The organism is Erysipelothrix sp. HDW6B, from assembly GCF_011301115.1.
Lineage (GTDB): Bacteria > Bacillota_I > Bacilli_A > Erysipelotrichales > Erysipelotrichaceae > Erysipelothrix > Erysipelothrix anatis.
The window spans coordinates 1,423,968-1,441,718 of record NZ_CP049860.1 but is presented as its reverse complement, the minus strand read 5'-3'; the positions used below and the strand labels follow the sequence as shown (position 1 = coordinate 1,441,718).

Genomic DNA, 17,751 nt, shown 5'->3' with positions numbered 1-17,751 from the left:
CCGAAACGTACAAAATCTATAGATACAAAAGGAGCATTGATGAATATATATCAAATAACAAAACAGAGTCAACTCCAACAGTTAAACCTCCAGGAGTTGGATGCACTAAATGAAGCGGTTTTTGATGAACGAGAATTGCTATGGGAAAACACATGGATAAATGGTGAATTTACTGAACTTACAGAGGATCAACGAGAGCGAGAAAAACATCTCGTTAAACTCGACCAGATGATCATAATTGAACTTAACCGAAGAAATGTAGTAATCAAATTAGAGGTGAGCAAATTTGCTCACAGCAAAGGGGAGTAAAATGAGAAATCTTACAACCATGATTTACACTAGACCAGACGTAACTGATATTTCTAATACACTATCATCACTTAACATAATTTTCTTCTTATTATTGGGCATTATAGCTTTTGTGATGTTAGTAAAACTGCAAAAATTAGTACGAAACAAGCAGAGCGTACTCATGAATATATTTAGTAGGTTTCGCAAAAAAAGTAAACAAGGCTTTATTTTTAACGAATTAGAATTAGAGAAAATCGAAAAGGATGTAACTATACTAAAGAGAATACTTATCAGTAAAGAGACTGCATATACACCAATATATCAAGTAACCATCTATGATAAAGACTATGACTTATTGGTTAGAACAATGGTTAAAATTGGAATGTTAAAGTCAAAGGAGTACAAATGAGCGATATAGAAAAATGTAAACGTTGTGGATGTGACTGGTATCATCCCTGTGAGGGTGGCTGTTATTGGGTAGATGGTGAGTTATGCAGTTCATGTGCAACAGAAGATGAACTAAAAATGTATGAAGAGATTAAACAAGCACATATTGACTATTTCTCTTCAGTTATTGGACTAGATCGAAAAAATGAAAGTAAATTGAATGAAAATATATCAGTGAGCAAACTTGCTCACAACAAAGGAGAATAATAATGAGTAAAGTTATCGCACTACTAAACATGAAAGGTGGAGTTGGAAAAACAACTTCCAGCATTAACATTGCAACTGGGTTTGCGAACAAAGGATACAATGTTTTATTGATAGATTTTGACCCACAAGCGAACTCTACAGATATCTTACTGGACATTAAACAAGAAGAAGTATTTATAAATAATGAAGTAACTGAAGCAATCAATTCTATGGACTCAGACAAACTCGAGGAGATCCTAAAGCATCTCAACAAATATAACTATTCAGAAACGTTTATCGACCAAATGCTCTTCGATGCAGAACTCACAAAGACTTATCAAACAACAGTACCTAACTTGCACATCATCCCATCTCGACTTGAACTAGCAAAAGCAGAGAAAGAAATTCGTAATGGTGATACTGCAGTTCATAACAGACTCAAGCGAGTGGTTAAAAAAATACGAGGAGATTATGATTATATCTTCATTGATTGTCCACCTATCATAAATGTACTTACTACAAACGTCCTGAACATTGCGGATGAAATCATCGCTCCAATTAAGATTGACCGAGGAGCAGAAAAAGGACTCATAATGACTATCCAGCAACTCATTGGAATCGCAACAAGTTATGATCTGGACATTCTTATCCGACCACTCTTTACAATGGTAACTAACAATAATCAAAGTAAGGAAAGACTTCAGGTACTTAATACTTTTAACAACGATATCGTTAAACCAATTGTACCTAAAATTCGTTTTCAAGATAAACCAGTCAACAAAGCATCGTTTGAAAACGAACTAATCATCAACAATAACAAAGCAAATGTAGGTCAAGACTACAGAAATGTAGTTGATTACTTAGATAAGGAGTGGAACTAATATGACAATCCTAAATGAACTGGATAATGAAGCAACAAAACAACATCAATTATCCAAAATCATGAATATCGAGATTGAAGATATTGAACGAAACCCTTTAAATTCAGCACCTATGAATTATTTGGACGAATTAGAGGAACTTGTAAAGAAAAATGGAATAATTAATCCGATTGTTGTATATAAGGTTGCTAATCATCAATACAGATTGATCGCTGGAGAAAGACGATTCACGATTGCTAAGCGGTTAAACTATGAAACGCTACCAGGTCTTATCATTGATGCACCTAGAGACCAGATAGAAGAAGAAATGTTAATTCGATTGCATAACGTTCAGAGACCTGATGACACGGAAACATTGCGCGAAAAGATCACAGGCTTTAAATCGCTATGTGATATGAAGCGAGAGCGCGGTGATGAAGACGTGCAGGGCGTTAGAACTACCGAATGGATTAGCAAACAATTAGGGGGTCTATCGGCTCGAACAATACAAGAATATCTGACTGGTAAGTATTCAGAATCATACGTTGAAGAACTTGTTAGTGAACTTGACGGAACTCAAGATAGCAAACAAGAGAAGGTGCAAAAACCTAAATCACTAAAGTCGATTACAAAAGCAATGGAAAAATTGAGACGTGATCTAGAAGCGTTGAATTTACAAGAAAATGATTATGAGTACAAAGAGCTACTCTCATTTGAATACGAAAGCAGTGAGATGTTTGCCTATTTCGGAAGAAACGGTGCAGACATATCAAGGGCAAAGAAAAAGTTTAGTGATGAGCGCAGTCGTATTGAATTATTGAGATCAAAAGAAGAACAATTGTCACTAAATGACGAAATTGAAATGTAACTGAGCAAATTTGCTCACTGAAAGGAAAAGACTATGAACCCAAACATTTTTGACTTAATCATTGACACAGTAGTGTCAGTAATAAACTTTCTATTCAATTGTTTTATAACAGTGATGGATCTATCGTCGACAATATATAGAGCCATATTTAATAACCAAGTACCACAATCTACTGTTGGAGAATTGCTCTACCTGGTTGTTGGCGTAGTGTTTCAGGTTGCGGTACTTTGTTTGTTAATTGCTGGAGTATTCATAGTCTTCTCTTACATTGTTAAAGGAGGGATGAAAATTGCAGAAAGAATACGACAACGAAACTAAAGATATACTTCAAAAAATAAAGGGCAGCAAGTTATATGTGCCGACTGTTGGAGTTGTTGTTGCATTTATTGCTTACGGATTATCCGTATTAATACCAGGAACACCAGGACTAATCCTTTTAGCTATTGGAATATTCGTGTTTGTATATTGTATGGTCTACACTGTGGGACGTTCACTGATTCAATCATCAAAAAACGTTAAGGATGCTTATGAGGAAGCGCGAGGTAAGAAGCGAGATGCCAAATAAGAATAAAAGATATCTACTTAGAAAACTGGGTAATCGAGAATCAGTTGAGCTAAGCCGTTCTGAGATATATCGAATTGTGGAACATGAATCGGGGAGTGTTGATGTCATTGTTCAACAATTGTTACTTACTGAACTTAACAAGCGCAAAGAAGAGCTTGCAGGCGTGATAGACTTTAACTATATGTATATGCATCAAGTTCTTACAGATAATGAACTAACAACAACTGAACTTGCATATTTGCTTACAGTTTTATTTGGGGGAAATAAGGATGAGAGAGTTTATAGATAAAAATGCGTTATTTGAAATTGTGATGGATGTGAGAGATGGATTGATAACAAACAAACAAGGCTTAAAGAAGATATTTAATCTGCTGTTATCTCTACACGGACGAGTTGGAGTTGTGGATGGAGAAGTCATATATAATCCCGATAGATATGCATATCTATCTTATGTTGAAAAATCATCATCTATCATAAAAATGCCAGAAGGTGATGGATCAGGGATTAGTCGCTCTATGCGTATGGCGATGCTTGAAGATGCTCAAGAATGGGAAATTAGAGTGGGTGAGCAAATTTGCTCACAGATCAATGAAGCACTTCAGTCCTATCCGCGTGAGGATAGAATGTTACTGCTCGAACAAAGCATCAATGGAATGTCTGTTAGTGCTATTGCTGAAAAGTATGCAGTTAGTAAATCAAGTGTACACCGTAAAGTTAAGCAACTACGCGGAGGGATAATTAAATCATTTAACTTGGTTCCAAGAGACCAAGAAGAGTTGTACCTTAGATCGATATCTGAATATCTTGAAAAATCGAAGAGCTCAGGTTTTAGAAAAAGGTGTCAAGAGAAAATTGAATTATCCTTTGAAATCATAGAGTGGGAGAAAACACTGTAATATCCACTATTCAGTGCATACTGAAGGTAAATTCTAAAATCACATAAAGTGTGTCAAACACGGTTGACACTTTATGAACATATATAATGGTATAATATACTCATAGAGTTACATTAGATACTTCTAGTGACTGTGTGAGCAAACTTGCTCACTTTTTTATTTCATGAACAAATATGATAAACTAAAAATAACTTAAATATATCGGGAGGGTTATATGGAAGCGTTAAAAAAATGGATTAGTACAAAGAACGGGAAAATAATTACTGGAGTCGTTGTCGTAACATTGATAATTGGTGTAATTACAATTGCAGCACTCTTACAAAATAAATCAATTAAATACACACTTGAATCTAGAGGAGTGGACGAACCCGCTATTGTTCTTGAGTATGGTGTTTCGGTTAAAACTGAAGACATTTCCGCACGATATGTAATCAAAGCAAATGGTGAAGACGTTGATAATACGAATTTCACGATAACAATGGATCCAGTTAAGACAGATAAAGTTACATACAAAATGACTGAAGAACAGCAATCAGCTTATGCAACGATTGATAAGAAAGCTACTTACAAATGGCATTTAGAATCTATGAAAGCAACAGATAGTAAGCCAACAAAATATGACATCAAGGCATTTAATGGTTCAGAGTTAATCGCGCAGACGTCATTTGATGTAATTGTGGTTGATACTGTAGCACCAACGATTGATCCAATCGAAGACATTGAAACTGAAATCGGTACTCCAATCGAATTTACAAACAAATTCAAGGCTAAAGACCCTGTGGACGGCGACATCGAAGTTAAAGTCGAAGGTGACGTTGATTATTCAGTTGCTGGTACAACTGAACTCAATGCAGTTGCAATCGATAAGCATGGGAATAAAACCGAGCTTGCATTCAATGTGATCGTCAAAGATAAAGAAGCAGAAGAATCACTTCCAGAAACCGGAAATGATGGAAACACTTCATCAAATAATGGTGGGGCGTCAAACGGCGGTGGCTCAAGCAATGGTGGTGGATCAACAAGTAACGGAAATTCATCAAACAATGGTGGCAATTCAAACAATGGTGGTGGTAATACAACTCAACCAGAAAAACCAAAACCGATTGAACCAACGTCTCCTACATACCAACCTGGAGAACATGTTGGAGATGGTCTATACTTTTATAACGATTACGGTGTTTATGAAGGGTGTAATGCAGTAATGTATCAAGAGAAAAAGAATCATATCAGAGAGTGGGATTCAAACTTCTGTGATTCTGATGGAAAGATGTTTTATACAAAACGATAAGAGCGAGAAATCGCTCTTTTTTATTGGAAAGGAGTAAAGCCATGTGTGTATGTCGAAAGGGTAGAAGCCCTTAAAGTAATGTGTCAATAAACTTTAGATGCCTTTAAGGCATCTTTTCTTTTATCAATAGGAGGAAAATATGAAAAAGAAACTAAGTAAGTTGAGTTTATCATTATTAATGATATTTAGTAGTTTTGCAGTATTTGCACAACCGCTAAGCGCTGATAACACAGAGGTCTATTCAAATGAAGACCATAGTATCGTTGTTGAAACGACAAGAACCCACTCAAAAGATGGGGTTGAGCTTGAGTTTTCAACGAATACTGATGAAAAAAATGTAATTGATGATATTCAATACAATCAAGAAAGCATAAAGAGTGGCGACTACAGATACTCTTATGTTGTTGGAAATAATGGTGACTACAAGTTCACTGTAAAATACACGCAGACATTATTGTTGGAAGAAGCTAGCAAAGAACCTAAAGAAGTACTACGAGAGTCACAGTTTGAATTCACAGTTAAAGTAAGTGAGATTGTGGAATCTAAAGTTGATGAAACAGTCGGACAAGGTATATCTTCCGAAGTTCAAAAGACGAATACACCAGAAGCTGTTATTGTTCCTCTAAATGAAGAAAAAGTAACACCCTCAGATTGGGGACTTCCAAATATTGAAAATGCCCCATATGTACAAGAGGGTCATACGATTAAAGAGGTATCTAATCAACCATTAGGGCGTAACTATATTGAAACATTGCCGGATAACTACCGAGTTCATTACATCAGCGAAACAGGACAATGGGTTGTGTATGAAGATGCACATTATTCATATTCTATAACTCAATCAACACGCGCTAAACGTTCACTTGGAAATCAAGTAACTACAGGTGCAAGTTTATCAAGAGGAACATCATTCTATTGGGCTGCGGATCCATCATTCTACTTTACAGATATAGAATTTAAAGAAATATTTGTAAATGGTGAATTGGGTCAATGTTTAGAACCAAGTGTCTTAAATGTTTCTACAGGTAATGCTCAAACATTCGATTTAGAGAGTGCGGGCGCTATTCGGGTTATGGATGGTCGTTTGACATTTACTTTAACCCCTGTACAACATAGAAGAATTGTACTTATTTCAAACTACGGTACTGATACATGGACTAAACAAGCAATGGTGTATGAGGCTATAGGGTGGATATTTAGTGACTATGGAACAGGTGGAAGACCAGATATTGAAGGTACAAACTATCGCATAGCCAATCACGCTACTAAACCATCATGGGACGGACAAATTCGGCAAGCAAAAGTTGGAGATATTATTGATTTAAGTGATCCAATTCTAACTGACTTTGAACTTGTAAAATGGGATGGAATGGACTTAATTGAGTCAAACGGTTCAGTTTTAAAGTTAAGGGTTAGAGAAAAATATGGATATGTCGAACTTGATAAGAAAAAATCAATTGGTGAAGGAACACCGTTTGTAGCAACTGACGGTTCAAGTCAAAAAGTAGCTGTTGGTAGATTAAATGACCCAGTTGATACATTTATCGAGTTTGAAGCACCACTTGTTGATATCCTTGTTACTAAAAAGGACACAAATGGTAATCCAGTAGCTGGAGGTGTCATCGAATATTCATACTCATCAGATTTAACAGGTCAAGTATGGAGTAAGACTACGGATGCAAACGGACAGTTTACAACATCTGATTGGGAACCTGGACTCACAATGTACTATCGTGAAAAATCAATGCCTGCACCTATCATTATTGATACGACTATTAAGTCACATCTAATCAAAGATGAAGGCAACACCATTGATATTGTTAATAGCATTGCTAAAGGACGTATTGAAGCCACTAAGGTGGATCAACATGGTAAAGCTGTAGCAGGTGCTAAGTTTAATCTTGTGGGTTCAAATGGAACAACAATTACTAACAAAGTATCTGATGCGCAAGGGAAAATGATTTTCGATAATCTTGATCTTGGCACATACTACTTAGAAGAAACAGAAGTACCTGATGGACTTGTCCTTGATAAGACACGTCATGAAATAAAGATTGAATACGCTAACCAAACAACACCTATTGTTGTCGTTGGTAAGACAATCGAAAACAAATATCAACTTACTGATGTAACATTTACGAAAGAAGAAGATACACTAGATAGTTTCTTCCCAGAAAATCATGGTAAAAAACTTGAAGGCGTTGAGCTAGGCTTATACGCTCGAAGTGACGTATATCAAGGTGAAACACTTATTTGGAATGCAGGCGATCTTGTTGGTAAACGCGTAACAAACAGTGCGGGACAAGTCACGTGGCATAATGTAACGCAAGGTGAGTATCGCGTACAAGAATTAAAAGCGATTGAAGGGTATCAATTATTTGATGGATATTGGGATGTTGATGTACTTTATGATGGAAACAACCCGACTGTATCGGTAACTAAAGTCGGACAAACAATAACGAACTCAGCAATCTATGGAAGTGTTGAACTTGTTAAAACAAATGGGACAGGGACTGCTCGATTAGAAGGAGCGGAATTTGGACTTTACAGAAGTAGTGATGACAAGTTACTAGGAACGTATACTTCAGATGAAGATGGACGCATTAACGTTGATGGTCTTCGCTATTCAACGAATAACGGATACTACTTCAAAGAACTTAAAGCACCATACGGGTACTGGATCAATGAAAGCAAAATCTACTTTGATATCACAAGCCAAGGAGAAACAAAATATCTTATTGCACCAAACGCATTAATTGAAGTTCATATTGAAGCACATAAGGTCAATGAAGATGGATTACCACTCGAAGGTGTTGGCTTTAAGATTAGAAATACACAAAGTGGTGAGTTTGTAACTTTACGATACGCTGATGGTAAAGAAATCATTAATGAAGACATCTGGTTTAGTGATGCGAATGGTGACATATTCACACGTGGTCGATTAACTGCTGGTGAGTATGAATTTGTTGAAGTTGCACCATTACCTGGATATCAACCAATTGCACCAATTAAGTTTACAGTTGACGATCAACAAATATATATCGACTTAGGTGATTTAATTGGACTTTCCTTAGATACAGGTGAAATCGTTAACGAATGGAATCGCGGTAACATCGAGATTCTAAAACTTGATAAAGATACGAAAGCACCACTTCAAGGATGGGGCTTTAATCTATATGATGCGAATGACGTTCTACTTGGATACTATGAGACCGGACAAGACGGAAAAATTGTAATTGAGAATGCTCGATACGGATTCTACACCGTTGAAGAAATCAAAGTAAATGGTGATTATGGAATCGACCCAGAGAACAACAAACAACAAATCTTCGTTGAAGAACATGGCAAGACCTACACAGTCACATTCGAGAATAAACATGCAGATATTAAAACTAAAGCATCCTTTGTTGAACGTGACAAAGAAACGCCTAACATAGTAACAATTACCGACAAAGTGTCTTACACCGACTTATGGATTGGTAAAGAATACTTAGTCGAAGGTTTCTTAATGATTAAAGAAACAAATGAACCACTGTTAATTAATGGAGAGCTTGTTGCAGCTTCAAAAACGTTCACTCCAACGACTAAAGATGGTTTTGTGGAACTTGACTTTACATTCGACCAAAACGCGCTCAACGGTCAAACAATCGTTGTATTTGAGACCTTGAAACGAGATGGTATCGAAGTTGTAGTTCACCACGATATTAATGATATTGACCAGACTGTTGAAAATCTAACAGTTCAAATCAATAAAAAAGACCGACTCACAAAAGAACGTCTCATGAAAGCAGAATTCACAATGTATGATGCTGAAGGAAATGTGATCGATGTGAAGTGGACTGACGAAAATGGTATTGCTGAATTTACCATCTTTGAAGGAGAAACAGTTGAAATCAAAGAAACTAATGCACCAGAAGGATACTTACTCAGTGATGAAGTGATTCGATTAACAGGCGAAAAAGGAATTGATGGAAACTTATACACTATCGAGTACTATAATGACATGATGCCAGTCATTAGCTTACCAGCAACGGGTATTGGCTCAAGTCCTCTACTACTCGTTGGATTACTTTTACTTCTTGTTGGAGCATTCGTAATCTATCGTTCTCATAAATTAAATATAAACTTCAGCACGTATGGTATTTCAATGAATGAAAATCAGGATCACGTTGATACTGCAGAAGAAGCAGTAAGCGAAACGAAAGCCATGACAAGCAGTTCAATCAACTTAAAAAATAATCATACGAATATGCGGGAATAATTAGGAGTGAGCAAGTTGCTCACTCTTTTACGGTTATAGAATACCTGTGAGCAAACTTGCTCACTTAACTAAACAGAAGGAGGAACAGTTATGTTCTTAGTAAATTTAACAACAGCGGATACAGTCGGAATTGGAGCATCGGTCATTGCATTAGTTGCTTTTGGTATATTTTTATACCGAAGAAAAAAGAATAAAAATGATGATGAGTAGCGATTATGAATGTACTATATATAAAAGATGGCGTCAGACACTACGATACAGAGATTATTAATGAATCTTTGCGAATAAGTCGTACACTCCTAATATCTAACAAAAATATATATCAATCAAACGAAAAAACACTCGTCACTAATTTGATGCCACAAGATCGCTTTCTTGATGATGTATCAATCTATGTAATGAACCATCAAACAAGTATGATTTTAGATTTGTGGAATGCAGAAACACTTAGAAAAATAGGGCAAGACGTAGACAGTCTTGTCCTTTCTTTGCTTGGTACCTTCATAAACAACGTGGAAGGTAGACGCCACTTGCTTGTGGATTGTTTCAATGAGTTAAGTGATAGTGTAAAAAAACGTATTTTAGAAATAGCAAAGTATTCACATAAATACAACGTGATGACCTTTATTAGTGTTGCTGAAGACGTACCCATTGATTCACTACTAATGGACGTTGATGTTTTATATATGTCGCAGGCTAAAGGTGTTGCCAATAAGACGGCGCTCAATATTTTAGATCCTGAAGACGAAATCAAACTTGATGGATTGAAAAGCACGCAACTGTTACTTAAGCGTAAATTGATGCCTGCTGATGTAATCAATATAGGAAAGGAGAATTAATATGAACGAAGTTAGACTCATAGGACGACTCTCTAAAGAACCAAAATTAAGTAAAACTGCTGATAACATTTCAGTATGTTTTTTCAACTTAGCTGTAGATCGTCCAGGTGCTAAAAATGTAACTGATTTTATTGATGCAATGGCTTTTGATAAAGTCGCAGAAAGCATTGGGAATTATAAACACAAGGGTGATGAAGTACTTGTTTATGGAGAAATACGCACATACACAAAAGAAGGCAAAAACGAACAAGGATTAGTCACTACTAAAGTTACGTTCTTAAGAAACAAGCAAACAGCAACAAGTACAGATGAAGTTGATATTCCAAAACCTGACACGAAACAAAAGGAATCAATTGCAGATAAAGTTGTAGGTTTCTTCAAATAATGAAACACGCTGGGAGATTATTTGCTATATTGAGTATTTTAGTGTTCTTGACTGCGTGTCAGTCGGAGCAATTAGATATCCAACTAAAAAAAGATAGATATGAAGTCGGCGAGCTATCGACTGCTTGTGATGCGGTGGCGACAGTAAACAATGTAGCAGTCTCCGAAATCGACACAAACAATAAAACACTCATTGCGGGTGGTAAAAAGATATCCTGCTCTGGAAGTGAGTTAAATTCACTGGGTGAGAAAATACTTATTTTTACGGGTGAGAAAGCATCGAAAGAATTTGTAATCACACTTGAAGACACCACACCACCTACAATTCATTTTGATGGAAAAGAAATTGCTGTTGAAGTGAACAATGAGTTCTTTAACATTCATGATCTGATTAAGGTAACCGATAATTTTGATAAGAATGTAAAACTTAGTGTTGATGGAGCGGTAGACATAAACAGCCCAGGAGATTATGCACTCAGTTTAATCGCGAGTGATGTATCAGGGAATCAAACAAAAAAGGATGTTGTTGTTCATGTTACTGAACGAGAGAAGGAAATCATCACAGTTATCGAAGAAAGACCAATTTATGTTGATGGGTCATCTAGTGGTTCATCAAGCTCAAACAATGGTTCAAGTAATCAACAAAATGGCGAGACCCCCTCAATCAACAAGGAAAATAAGCCCGCAGGAAGAGAATTCTTGTTCAGTGATGGTTACAACATGCAAACTGCTCCAAGTGCTTGTGAGAGTGCATTAATTGATGCTCATAGGCAGGGTTGGGGTGGACGTTGTGAACGCATCGGTGAAGGTGCAAATATTAAAGGTTCAAGACTTGTCATATTTGACTAAAGGAGAAAATTATATGAACACATTAAAAAAGAAATTATCGAGTGTATTTAAATACGTTACACTTTCGTCTGTATTACTATTTGCTGGAGTGTCTAAAGTATTTGCTGAAGATGGTCCTGGAGTAAACGAAGAAGAGCTGAAAAACCTTGTTAATGGCTACGTTGATCCTATTAAAAATGTGCTTATTTGGGTGGTACCAGTATGTGCTGCAATAGGTGCTGCAATTTTAGGGGTTAAACACTTCTTTAAGACCGAACAAGAACAAGAGGACTTTGACCTCATTAGTAAACTTATTAAATTAGGTATAGTTGCCAGCCTTATCCAAAGTATTGTAATTGTCTTCAAAATCTTCGGAGTATCATAGTGAGCAAATTTGCTCACTTGATGAAAGGAGTTGAATTATGGATATAATTACAGATATTATCCGTACATTTCTGTGGGCGTTAGCTTATGCAATCTTCATGATAGGTGATGCAATCTATGATGTAACGATGAAAGTTGCGACACTGAATGTTGGTGATCTCGATATCGTTTGGAACTACTGGAGTTTACTTTGTGTTTTAATCGCTGGTATATCAATGATTCGCATGTTAATGATGGGGATTAAGATTTCTCTTGACGAAGAATACAGAGAGAAAATGGATATTTTCAAAATAGCAGGTCGAATTCTCATGGTAAGTATGGCAATCGCATTGATGCCTATTGGTGTCCGATTTATGACGAATGCAGGTGAAACCTTTGTTAGAAATATTGGACTAATTACTGGTGAGGAAGCAGATACAGTTCCATCCACTTTAGTTATCTCTTCTGTTATGGGTGATGCGTTTAAAGTTGAGAATGAAAGTGGTGGGTATGAGATTCCAAAAACGTACAAGCTCAGTGATATATCAATTAACCACAAGGAAACAGGAAAAAAAGAGTACACCTACTTCAACGAGATCGGAGATATATTTATACTTATTATCATGGGCGGTATTTCAGTTGTTGGTTTAGTATTAATTGGTATCGAAATCGCTGAACGATATTTCAAACTGGGAATTAAAATACTGATAAGTCCTATCCCGATTTCAGGACTAATCAATCCAGAAGATCAAAGTTTTCAAAAATGGTACAGACTTGTAATTGCAGATGTCGTTCTTAACGGTCTTCAGTTACTGAGTCTGTTTTTCATTCTTACAGTAGCATCATCTGATTCTATCCGAACACAAGGAGTATGGGTCACACTATTAATGTTAATTGGAGGTCTCTTTGCAGTACTGAAGGGAGTCCCAGAGTTAGCTCCAGTTATAGGTGGGGACACATCCACACAAGGAGCATTACAACAGATGGCTGCAATTCGACAAGCGACCAATGGGATGGGCAGTTTTGTTGGTGGCGCGGTTGGTGGCGCACTTGGTGCAGTTGGCGGAGCTATGGCAACCGCTGGAGCAGGTGCAACTTATTCACTTGGACGATCATTGGGTGGAAAAAGTATGTCCGATATTCATTCCAACAACTCATCGAGAAGTAATGGAACGAACAGCTCAAACAATGAGTTTAAGAGTGGCGGTCAAGACGTTCGTAACTCAGATAGAGAAAATGTACAAACATCATCGAGTATGCATCTTAACAATGAAGAACTCAATCAAAGTGATAGTAATCTAAATGCTTCGATGCAACAGGGAGTAAATGCAGACATGCAGGGGAACGATTTTAGCAATAGGGATAAATCACACCAATCATTCTCAGGTGCGTCTGAACCAAGGCGCTATGATTCAACCGAAGGTGCTTCGACATCTTCAGGATACAATGCTGAAGACTTATCGAACAAAAAGGGTCGGTTTGCAGGTGATTTCACTCATGGAATGAAAACAAACAACGAACCGTTTGATAAACAGAAAATCAGAGAAAACAATCCGAATAGTCTTGCTAAGTCTGGCTCTTTTGCATCTAATTTTGTAGATCGAGCATATAGCGGCAAAGGCGGAAGGTTTGGAAAGATTGCAAGTACTGCAGGGCGTCATGCATACCAAAGTTCTGTAAATAGACTTAACCAAACCTTACCTGCACGTGCATCAATGATGTACCTTCAAGCCATGAATGGAACACCAGGTATCAAGGAGGGTAATGAGTGATGAGATTTTATAACCCAGAGAACTTTAAACAAGGGCAATTGTTGATTAACCGATACTACCCAAAAGAACTTGCAATTCTTATTGGTTCTATTATTACAAGTGTTGTTTTAACTGTTGTTATTGGGGTCTTCGCGATGAGTATAGGCAATAAATTGTTACTGGCACTAATGTTCATATTTGCTTTGATTCCTGTTGGAGCAGGCTTTGTGTTACTAAACCCTCTTGAGGGTTATCACAATGCATACCAATACTTCAAATTAAAGATTGCGTACAAAGGGATGCAAAAGAAGTATATGTGGGAAGGGGTTCAGTATGATGATTCCGATGAATATATTGATGAATATGAGTGAGCAAATTTGCTCACTCTTAGAAAGGGGTTGGAACAATGGGATTAAAAATTGCATGGGAACGTAAACCCAAGACACATAAAAGAGTTATCAAAGACGCAAAAAAACTGAAAAAGAATGTTGCATCGACTTTAAGTTGGATGCACATTGAAGAGATTCAAGAACACCAAATAGTACTAAAAAGTGGAAATAAAAAACGATATGTCAGGGGAATTAAGATACACCCAATAAATATCTTTATTGAAGATCCATACGAACAAATGATGAGAGTTGCTCGATTGAGAAATGTATATAATCGAATTAAGTTCAAACTATATCACTCGTTTGTATTTAATCCTATAAACATGGATAAAGAACTTGCGTATCTTTCACAGCGCTTAGACACAGAAACCAATCCGTCTATACGAGAATTGATACAGGATGATATAGAAAAATCGATCATGTTCATCCGAGACTTTAATGAACTGGAGTTTTTTATAACAATCCAATCGACAACAGAAAAAGAAGCACAAATCATGATGGACGATTTAGTGTATGAGTTTGAACGTGCTGGTTTCCAAATAGATACACTAAACATCATTGACTATGAAAACTACTCTGCATACATTTTTGAAAACCAAATGATTAATGATTATTTGTTCGGTCATGGTGCATTTCAAATCTTAGCGGAAATGAATGTTGAGGACGAAGAATCTAACATTAATGACACGATTAGTGAGGAGGTATCAGATGGCGAACATATATCAGAAAAGTAGACTTGCACCAACAAATCTTGTTGTGAAGGATGACTACTACATAATGGGTGATCGTTATATAAGAAATATTCTTGTAACTGGGTTGCCTGGAGAATTTGGATTAGGAATGTTGTCTCTTTACGCGAGTAATCAAAACACAAAGCTATTCATGGTGACACAACGTCATAAAGCAAATATATCGAAAGCACTTCGTAAGGAACTGCGTTCTAAACGAAAACGGTATTCAGAATCGCGTGACGACACGGTTAGAGAGCGTCTAAGGCTCGAAATAGAGTCGTTGCAAATCTTTATACAGGAAACCACTCAGAACCGTGACAAGTCTCATAACGTTGTAATGGTGTACTCAGTAAGTGCTTCAAACAAGAAAGACCTGGATGCAGAGGTTGAAGAATTTAGAGACCAATTAATGGGGGAAGGGTTTAGAACCGTAGTTATTCATACGCTTCAGCTTGAACTCATGAAATTCACTACGCCGATATTTTCGGATACTTCAATCCCTGAAGTAATTAAAGACAATTATGGTGTTGTAACACCAAGTACAAGTATTGCTGGAATGTTTCCATATACGTTTCAAACGTTGAAAGACCCACGAGGGTTTGTGTATGGTCGTGAATTAAACCAATCTGGAATTGTATTGTTGAACCCTTTATTGTACGTGCAGGACAATAAGAAAGCGGTACATGAAAAACGACTGAACAACAACATTGTCATCTTAGGAGAATCTGGTTCAGGTAAAACAACAGATTCCGGTCTCTTTGTGCGTTTTGGTATTCGTGAAAAACTAGGTATCGTTTGGATAGACCCAGAGAATAAAAACTTCTATCTAACAAAGAAACATGACGGACAGTTCATTAACTGGGGAACTCGAAATTCCAGAATTAATCCGTGGGACTTAAAACCGCTATCTTCAGAAGAAGGCGAGGATATTAACCCTTATGATACAGAACTTTCAATCTACAACTCAATAAACGAATTCAAGATCATGTTATCTCTGTACAAAAAAGGGATACCAGAAGATGTGCTGGATAAGGTTGATGATGTTGCATTATTGATGTATGAGAAAAAAGGCTTCAGTTACGATAAGAGTTTTAGAGACAGTAGAAATGAAGACTTCCCAATCCAGCAAGATTTTGACGAGGCGATCAGTGAAATTATTGAAGCATATTCGAGGGACAATACACGTCTTAAAGACATTGAATTACTGCGTGACCTACAACGTAAAACGCAGTCAATGCTAACTACTGACAAATTCTATTTCAATGGATACACAACCATTGATAGAAATATGGTCAAAGAAGGTGGCATCCTTTCGTTTGGAACAAAAAACTTATTTGAAAAATCATTAGAATTAAGAAATGCTTTAAACTATATGATGTTTAGATTCACCTGGTCTATTTGTTTAGATGAAAGCATCTTGAGCATGTTTGTTCTTGATGAAGCCCATCTAATGTTGTTAGAAGGTAGAGCAGCTGAAGAAGTAGCAACACTGTATCGTAGATCGCGTAAATATAACAGTCTATCGGTACTTGCAACGCAAGAACCACTCGATCTCAACAGTGACGTCTTAGTTGGTGGTGTACAGATGCGAGTACATGGTAAGGCAATTCTAAATAACTCAGCGTACAAAGTACTGAAACGAATGAGTAAAGATGCTGTAGGGGCAATCCGTGAGCTTATGGAACTAAACGATACTGAAGCAGACCGTATCAAGAACTTTGGTTTAGGTGATGGTCTATTGTGTTATGGGGAACGTAGAATTCTGATGACAACTTTAGCAACTGAAAAGGAACTTCGGGAGATTAAACGAGGAGAGTCATAATGAAGAAAAAAGCACTCGGCGCTCTTGCGTCATTAGTAGTAACACTTCTCATGTTCTCGTTACCAATTCTTGCAGTTGGTGCAATTGTTGCGGTACCAGTACAAGCTGTATCTGACTTCTTCAATGGTATTCAGGAATTTGTGTTTGGTGATGGTTCGTCAAGTGCAGATGAACTTGTCATGCTTATTCAAATGACAACCAGTAATAAAGAAAATCAAACAAAAATTAAAGAAACGTATTCAGGAAAACTTACAAAAAATGCTGTTACAGTTCCTGAGCATTGGGCAGTGGTTGTACAGTTGCTTTCAGGTATAGAATTTGAAGCAATGACATCCAGTGAAATAGAGCGAATTGTAGATTTAGCGCTAGTTGGAACATACAATAAAGAAACTAAGGAAACTACATATGAACTTGCAGAAATTGAAGTTTTCACAAACAACATAAAAAAGATCAGTCCTTATAACGCTAAGTTGGAAAAAATTCCGAGTTCTGTACTTGCTGAATTGATTACTAAGGTTGGCAGTATCGACTCAGGAAGCAACTTACCTCAAGAAATAATTGACAAATACAAAGGAAAATTATTGTATCCATTCTCATCCTATTACCCTGTCGGTGATAGCATTGGGACGTACTATCCTAATGGCAAACCTGAGACCCACAATGGATTAGATCTTAAAGCACCTTGCGGTACACCTGTTTATGCAATGGATGATGGCGTTGTAACTACTGTTGAATCTAATAACCATTGGCGGGGTAACTATATTATTTGGACGAATGAAGAGATGGAGTTTAGATATCTACACTTGCGCGACCCAATCACATTGAGACCAGGAGAAATGGTTACAAAAGGTCAATATATTGGCAGTGTTGGAAATACTGGATACTCATTTGGTTGCCACTTGCATTTAGAGGTTCACGTGGAGGGTGTTGTTATTGATCCGTTAACAGTTTTAGAAACTAACGAATAGATCTCGAATAATGT

Annotated in this window: 20 protein-coding genes; all 20 read left to right on the top strand. The window is 36.9% G+C overall.

Annotated elements, in window-relative coordinates; all coding sequences use genetic code 11:
* Positions 1-39: 39 nt before the first annotated feature.
* The 20 genes from G7061_RS07075 (at position 40) to G7061_RS06980 (ending at position 17,737) form a co-directional block, all read left to right on the top strand.
* The gene (locus tag G7061_RS07075; RefSeq protein ID WP_166120141.1) at positions 40-309 is read left to right on the top strand and encodes a hypothetical protein; all 270 of its coding nucleotides are present in this window, start codon (positions 40-42) and stop codon (positions 307-309) included.
* Position 310: 1 nt separating this feature from the next.
* A complete protein-coding gene (locus tag G7061_RS07070) occupies positions 311-700 on the top strand; it encodes a hypothetical protein (RefSeq protein WP_166120136.1) in 390 nt (129 codons plus the stop codon).
* Entirely contained in the window at positions 697-945 is a 249-nt protein-coding gene (locus tag G7061_RS07065; RefSeq protein WP_166120133.1) for a hypothetical protein, read from the top strand. Before G7061_RS07070 ends, G7061_RS07065 begins: the two co-directional genes overlap by 4 nt.
* 2 nt (positions 946-947) lie before the next feature.
* Positions 948-1,805, top strand: a complete 858-nt coding sequence (locus G7061_RS07060; protein WP_166120130.1) for a ParA family protein — start codon at positions 948-950, stop codon at positions 1,803-1,805.
* 1 nt (position 1,806) lies between these two features.
* On the top strand, positions 1,807-2,652 hold the full coding sequence (locus G7061_RS07055) for a ParB N-terminal domain-containing protein (RefSeq protein WP_166120127.1): 846 nt from the start codon (positions 1,807-1,809) through the stop codon (positions 2,650-2,652).
* A 289-nt stretch (positions 2,653-2,941) separates the two neighbouring features.
* Entirely contained in the window at positions 2,942-3,217 is a 276-nt protein-coding gene (locus tag G7061_RS07050) for a hypothetical protein (RefSeq protein WP_166120124.1), read from the top strand.
* On the top strand, positions 3,207-3,506 hold the full coding sequence (locus G7061_RS07045; RefSeq protein ID WP_159741120.1) for a hypothetical protein: 300 nt from the start codon (positions 3,207-3,209) through the stop codon (positions 3,504-3,506). The genes G7061_RS07050 and G7061_RS07045 overlap by 11 nt, the downstream gene beginning before the upstream one ends.
* Positions 3,487-4,113, top strand: a complete 627-nt coding sequence (locus G7061_RS07040; protein ID WP_166120121.1) for a hypothetical protein — start codon at positions 3,487-3,489, stop codon at positions 4,111-4,113. The genes G7061_RS07045 and G7061_RS07040 overlap by 20 nt, the downstream gene beginning before the upstream one ends.
* A 214-nt stretch (positions 4,114-4,327) precedes the next feature.
* Entirely contained in the window at positions 4,328-5,401 is a 1,074-nt protein-coding gene (locus tag G7061_RS07035; protein ID WP_166120118.1) for a DUF5011 domain-containing protein, read from the top strand.
* A gap of 139 nt (positions 5,402-5,540) precedes the next feature.
* Positions 5,541-9,662, top strand: a complete 4,122-nt coding sequence (locus G7061_RS07030; protein WP_166120115.1) for a SpaA isopeptide-forming pilin-related protein — start codon at positions 5,541-5,543, stop codon at positions 9,660-9,662.
* Between the two features lie 90 nt (positions 9,663-9,752).
* Entirely contained in the window at positions 9,753-9,872 is a 120-nt protein-coding gene (locus G7061_RS07025) for an LPXTG cell wall anchor domain-containing protein (protein ID WP_159639450.1), read from the top strand.
* A gap of 5 nt (positions 9,873-9,877) precedes the next feature.
* Entirely contained in the window at positions 9,878-10,501 is a 624-nt protein-coding gene (locus G7061_RS07020; RefSeq protein ID WP_166120112.1) for a hypothetical protein, read from the top strand.
* A 1-nt stretch (position 10,502) separates the two neighbouring features.
* Entirely contained in the window at positions 10,503-10,886 is a 384-nt protein-coding gene (locus G7061_RS07015; protein ID WP_166120109.1) for a single-stranded DNA-binding protein, read from the top strand.
* A 29-nt stretch (positions 10,887-10,915) separates the two neighbouring features.
* Positions 10,916-11,734, top strand: coding sequence for a DUF5011 domain-containing protein (locus G7061_RS07010; RefSeq protein ID WP_166120106.1), 819 nt, complete (start codon positions 10,916-10,918; stop codon positions 11,732-11,734).
* 13 nt (positions 11,735-11,747) lie between these two features.
* Positions 11,748-12,098: a hypothetical protein gene (locus G7061_RS07005; protein ID WP_159639446.1), complete on the top strand. Its 351-nt coding sequence runs from the start codon at positions 11,748-11,750 to the stop codon at positions 12,096-12,098.
* Positions 12,099-12,135: 37 nt separating this feature from the next.
* Complete coding sequence (locus G7061_RS07000; protein ID WP_166120101.1) at positions 12,136-13,848, top strand: hypothetical protein; 1,713 nt, start codon at positions 12,136-12,138, stop codon at positions 13,846-13,848.
* On the top strand, positions 13,848-14,198 hold the full coding sequence (locus G7061_RS06995) for a hypothetical protein (protein ID WP_166120098.1): 351 nt from the start codon (positions 13,848-13,850) through the stop codon (positions 14,196-14,198). The genes G7061_RS07000 and G7061_RS06995 overlap by 1 nt, the downstream gene beginning before the upstream one ends.
* Before the next feature lie 35 nt (positions 14,199-14,233).
* Positions 14,234-14,950 (top strand): hypothetical protein, encoded by a 717-nt coding sequence (locus tag G7061_RS06990; protein ID WP_166120094.1) that lies wholly within the window; start codon positions 14,234-14,236, stop codon positions 14,948-14,950.
* Positions 14,925-16,769, top strand: coding sequence for a VirB4 family type IV secretion system protein (locus G7061_RS06985; protein ID WP_166120090.1), 1,845 nt, complete (start codon positions 14,925-14,927; stop codon positions 16,767-16,769). The genes G7061_RS06990 and G7061_RS06985 overlap by 26 nt, the downstream gene beginning before the upstream one ends.
* Positions 16,769-17,737, top strand: coding sequence for a M23 family metallopeptidase (locus tag G7061_RS06980; protein WP_166120087.1), 969 nt, complete (start codon positions 16,769-16,771; stop codon positions 17,735-17,737). Before G7061_RS06985 ends, G7061_RS06980 begins: the two co-directional genes overlap by 1 nt.
* The last annotated feature ends 14 nt before the right edge of the window (positions 17,738-17,751 follow it).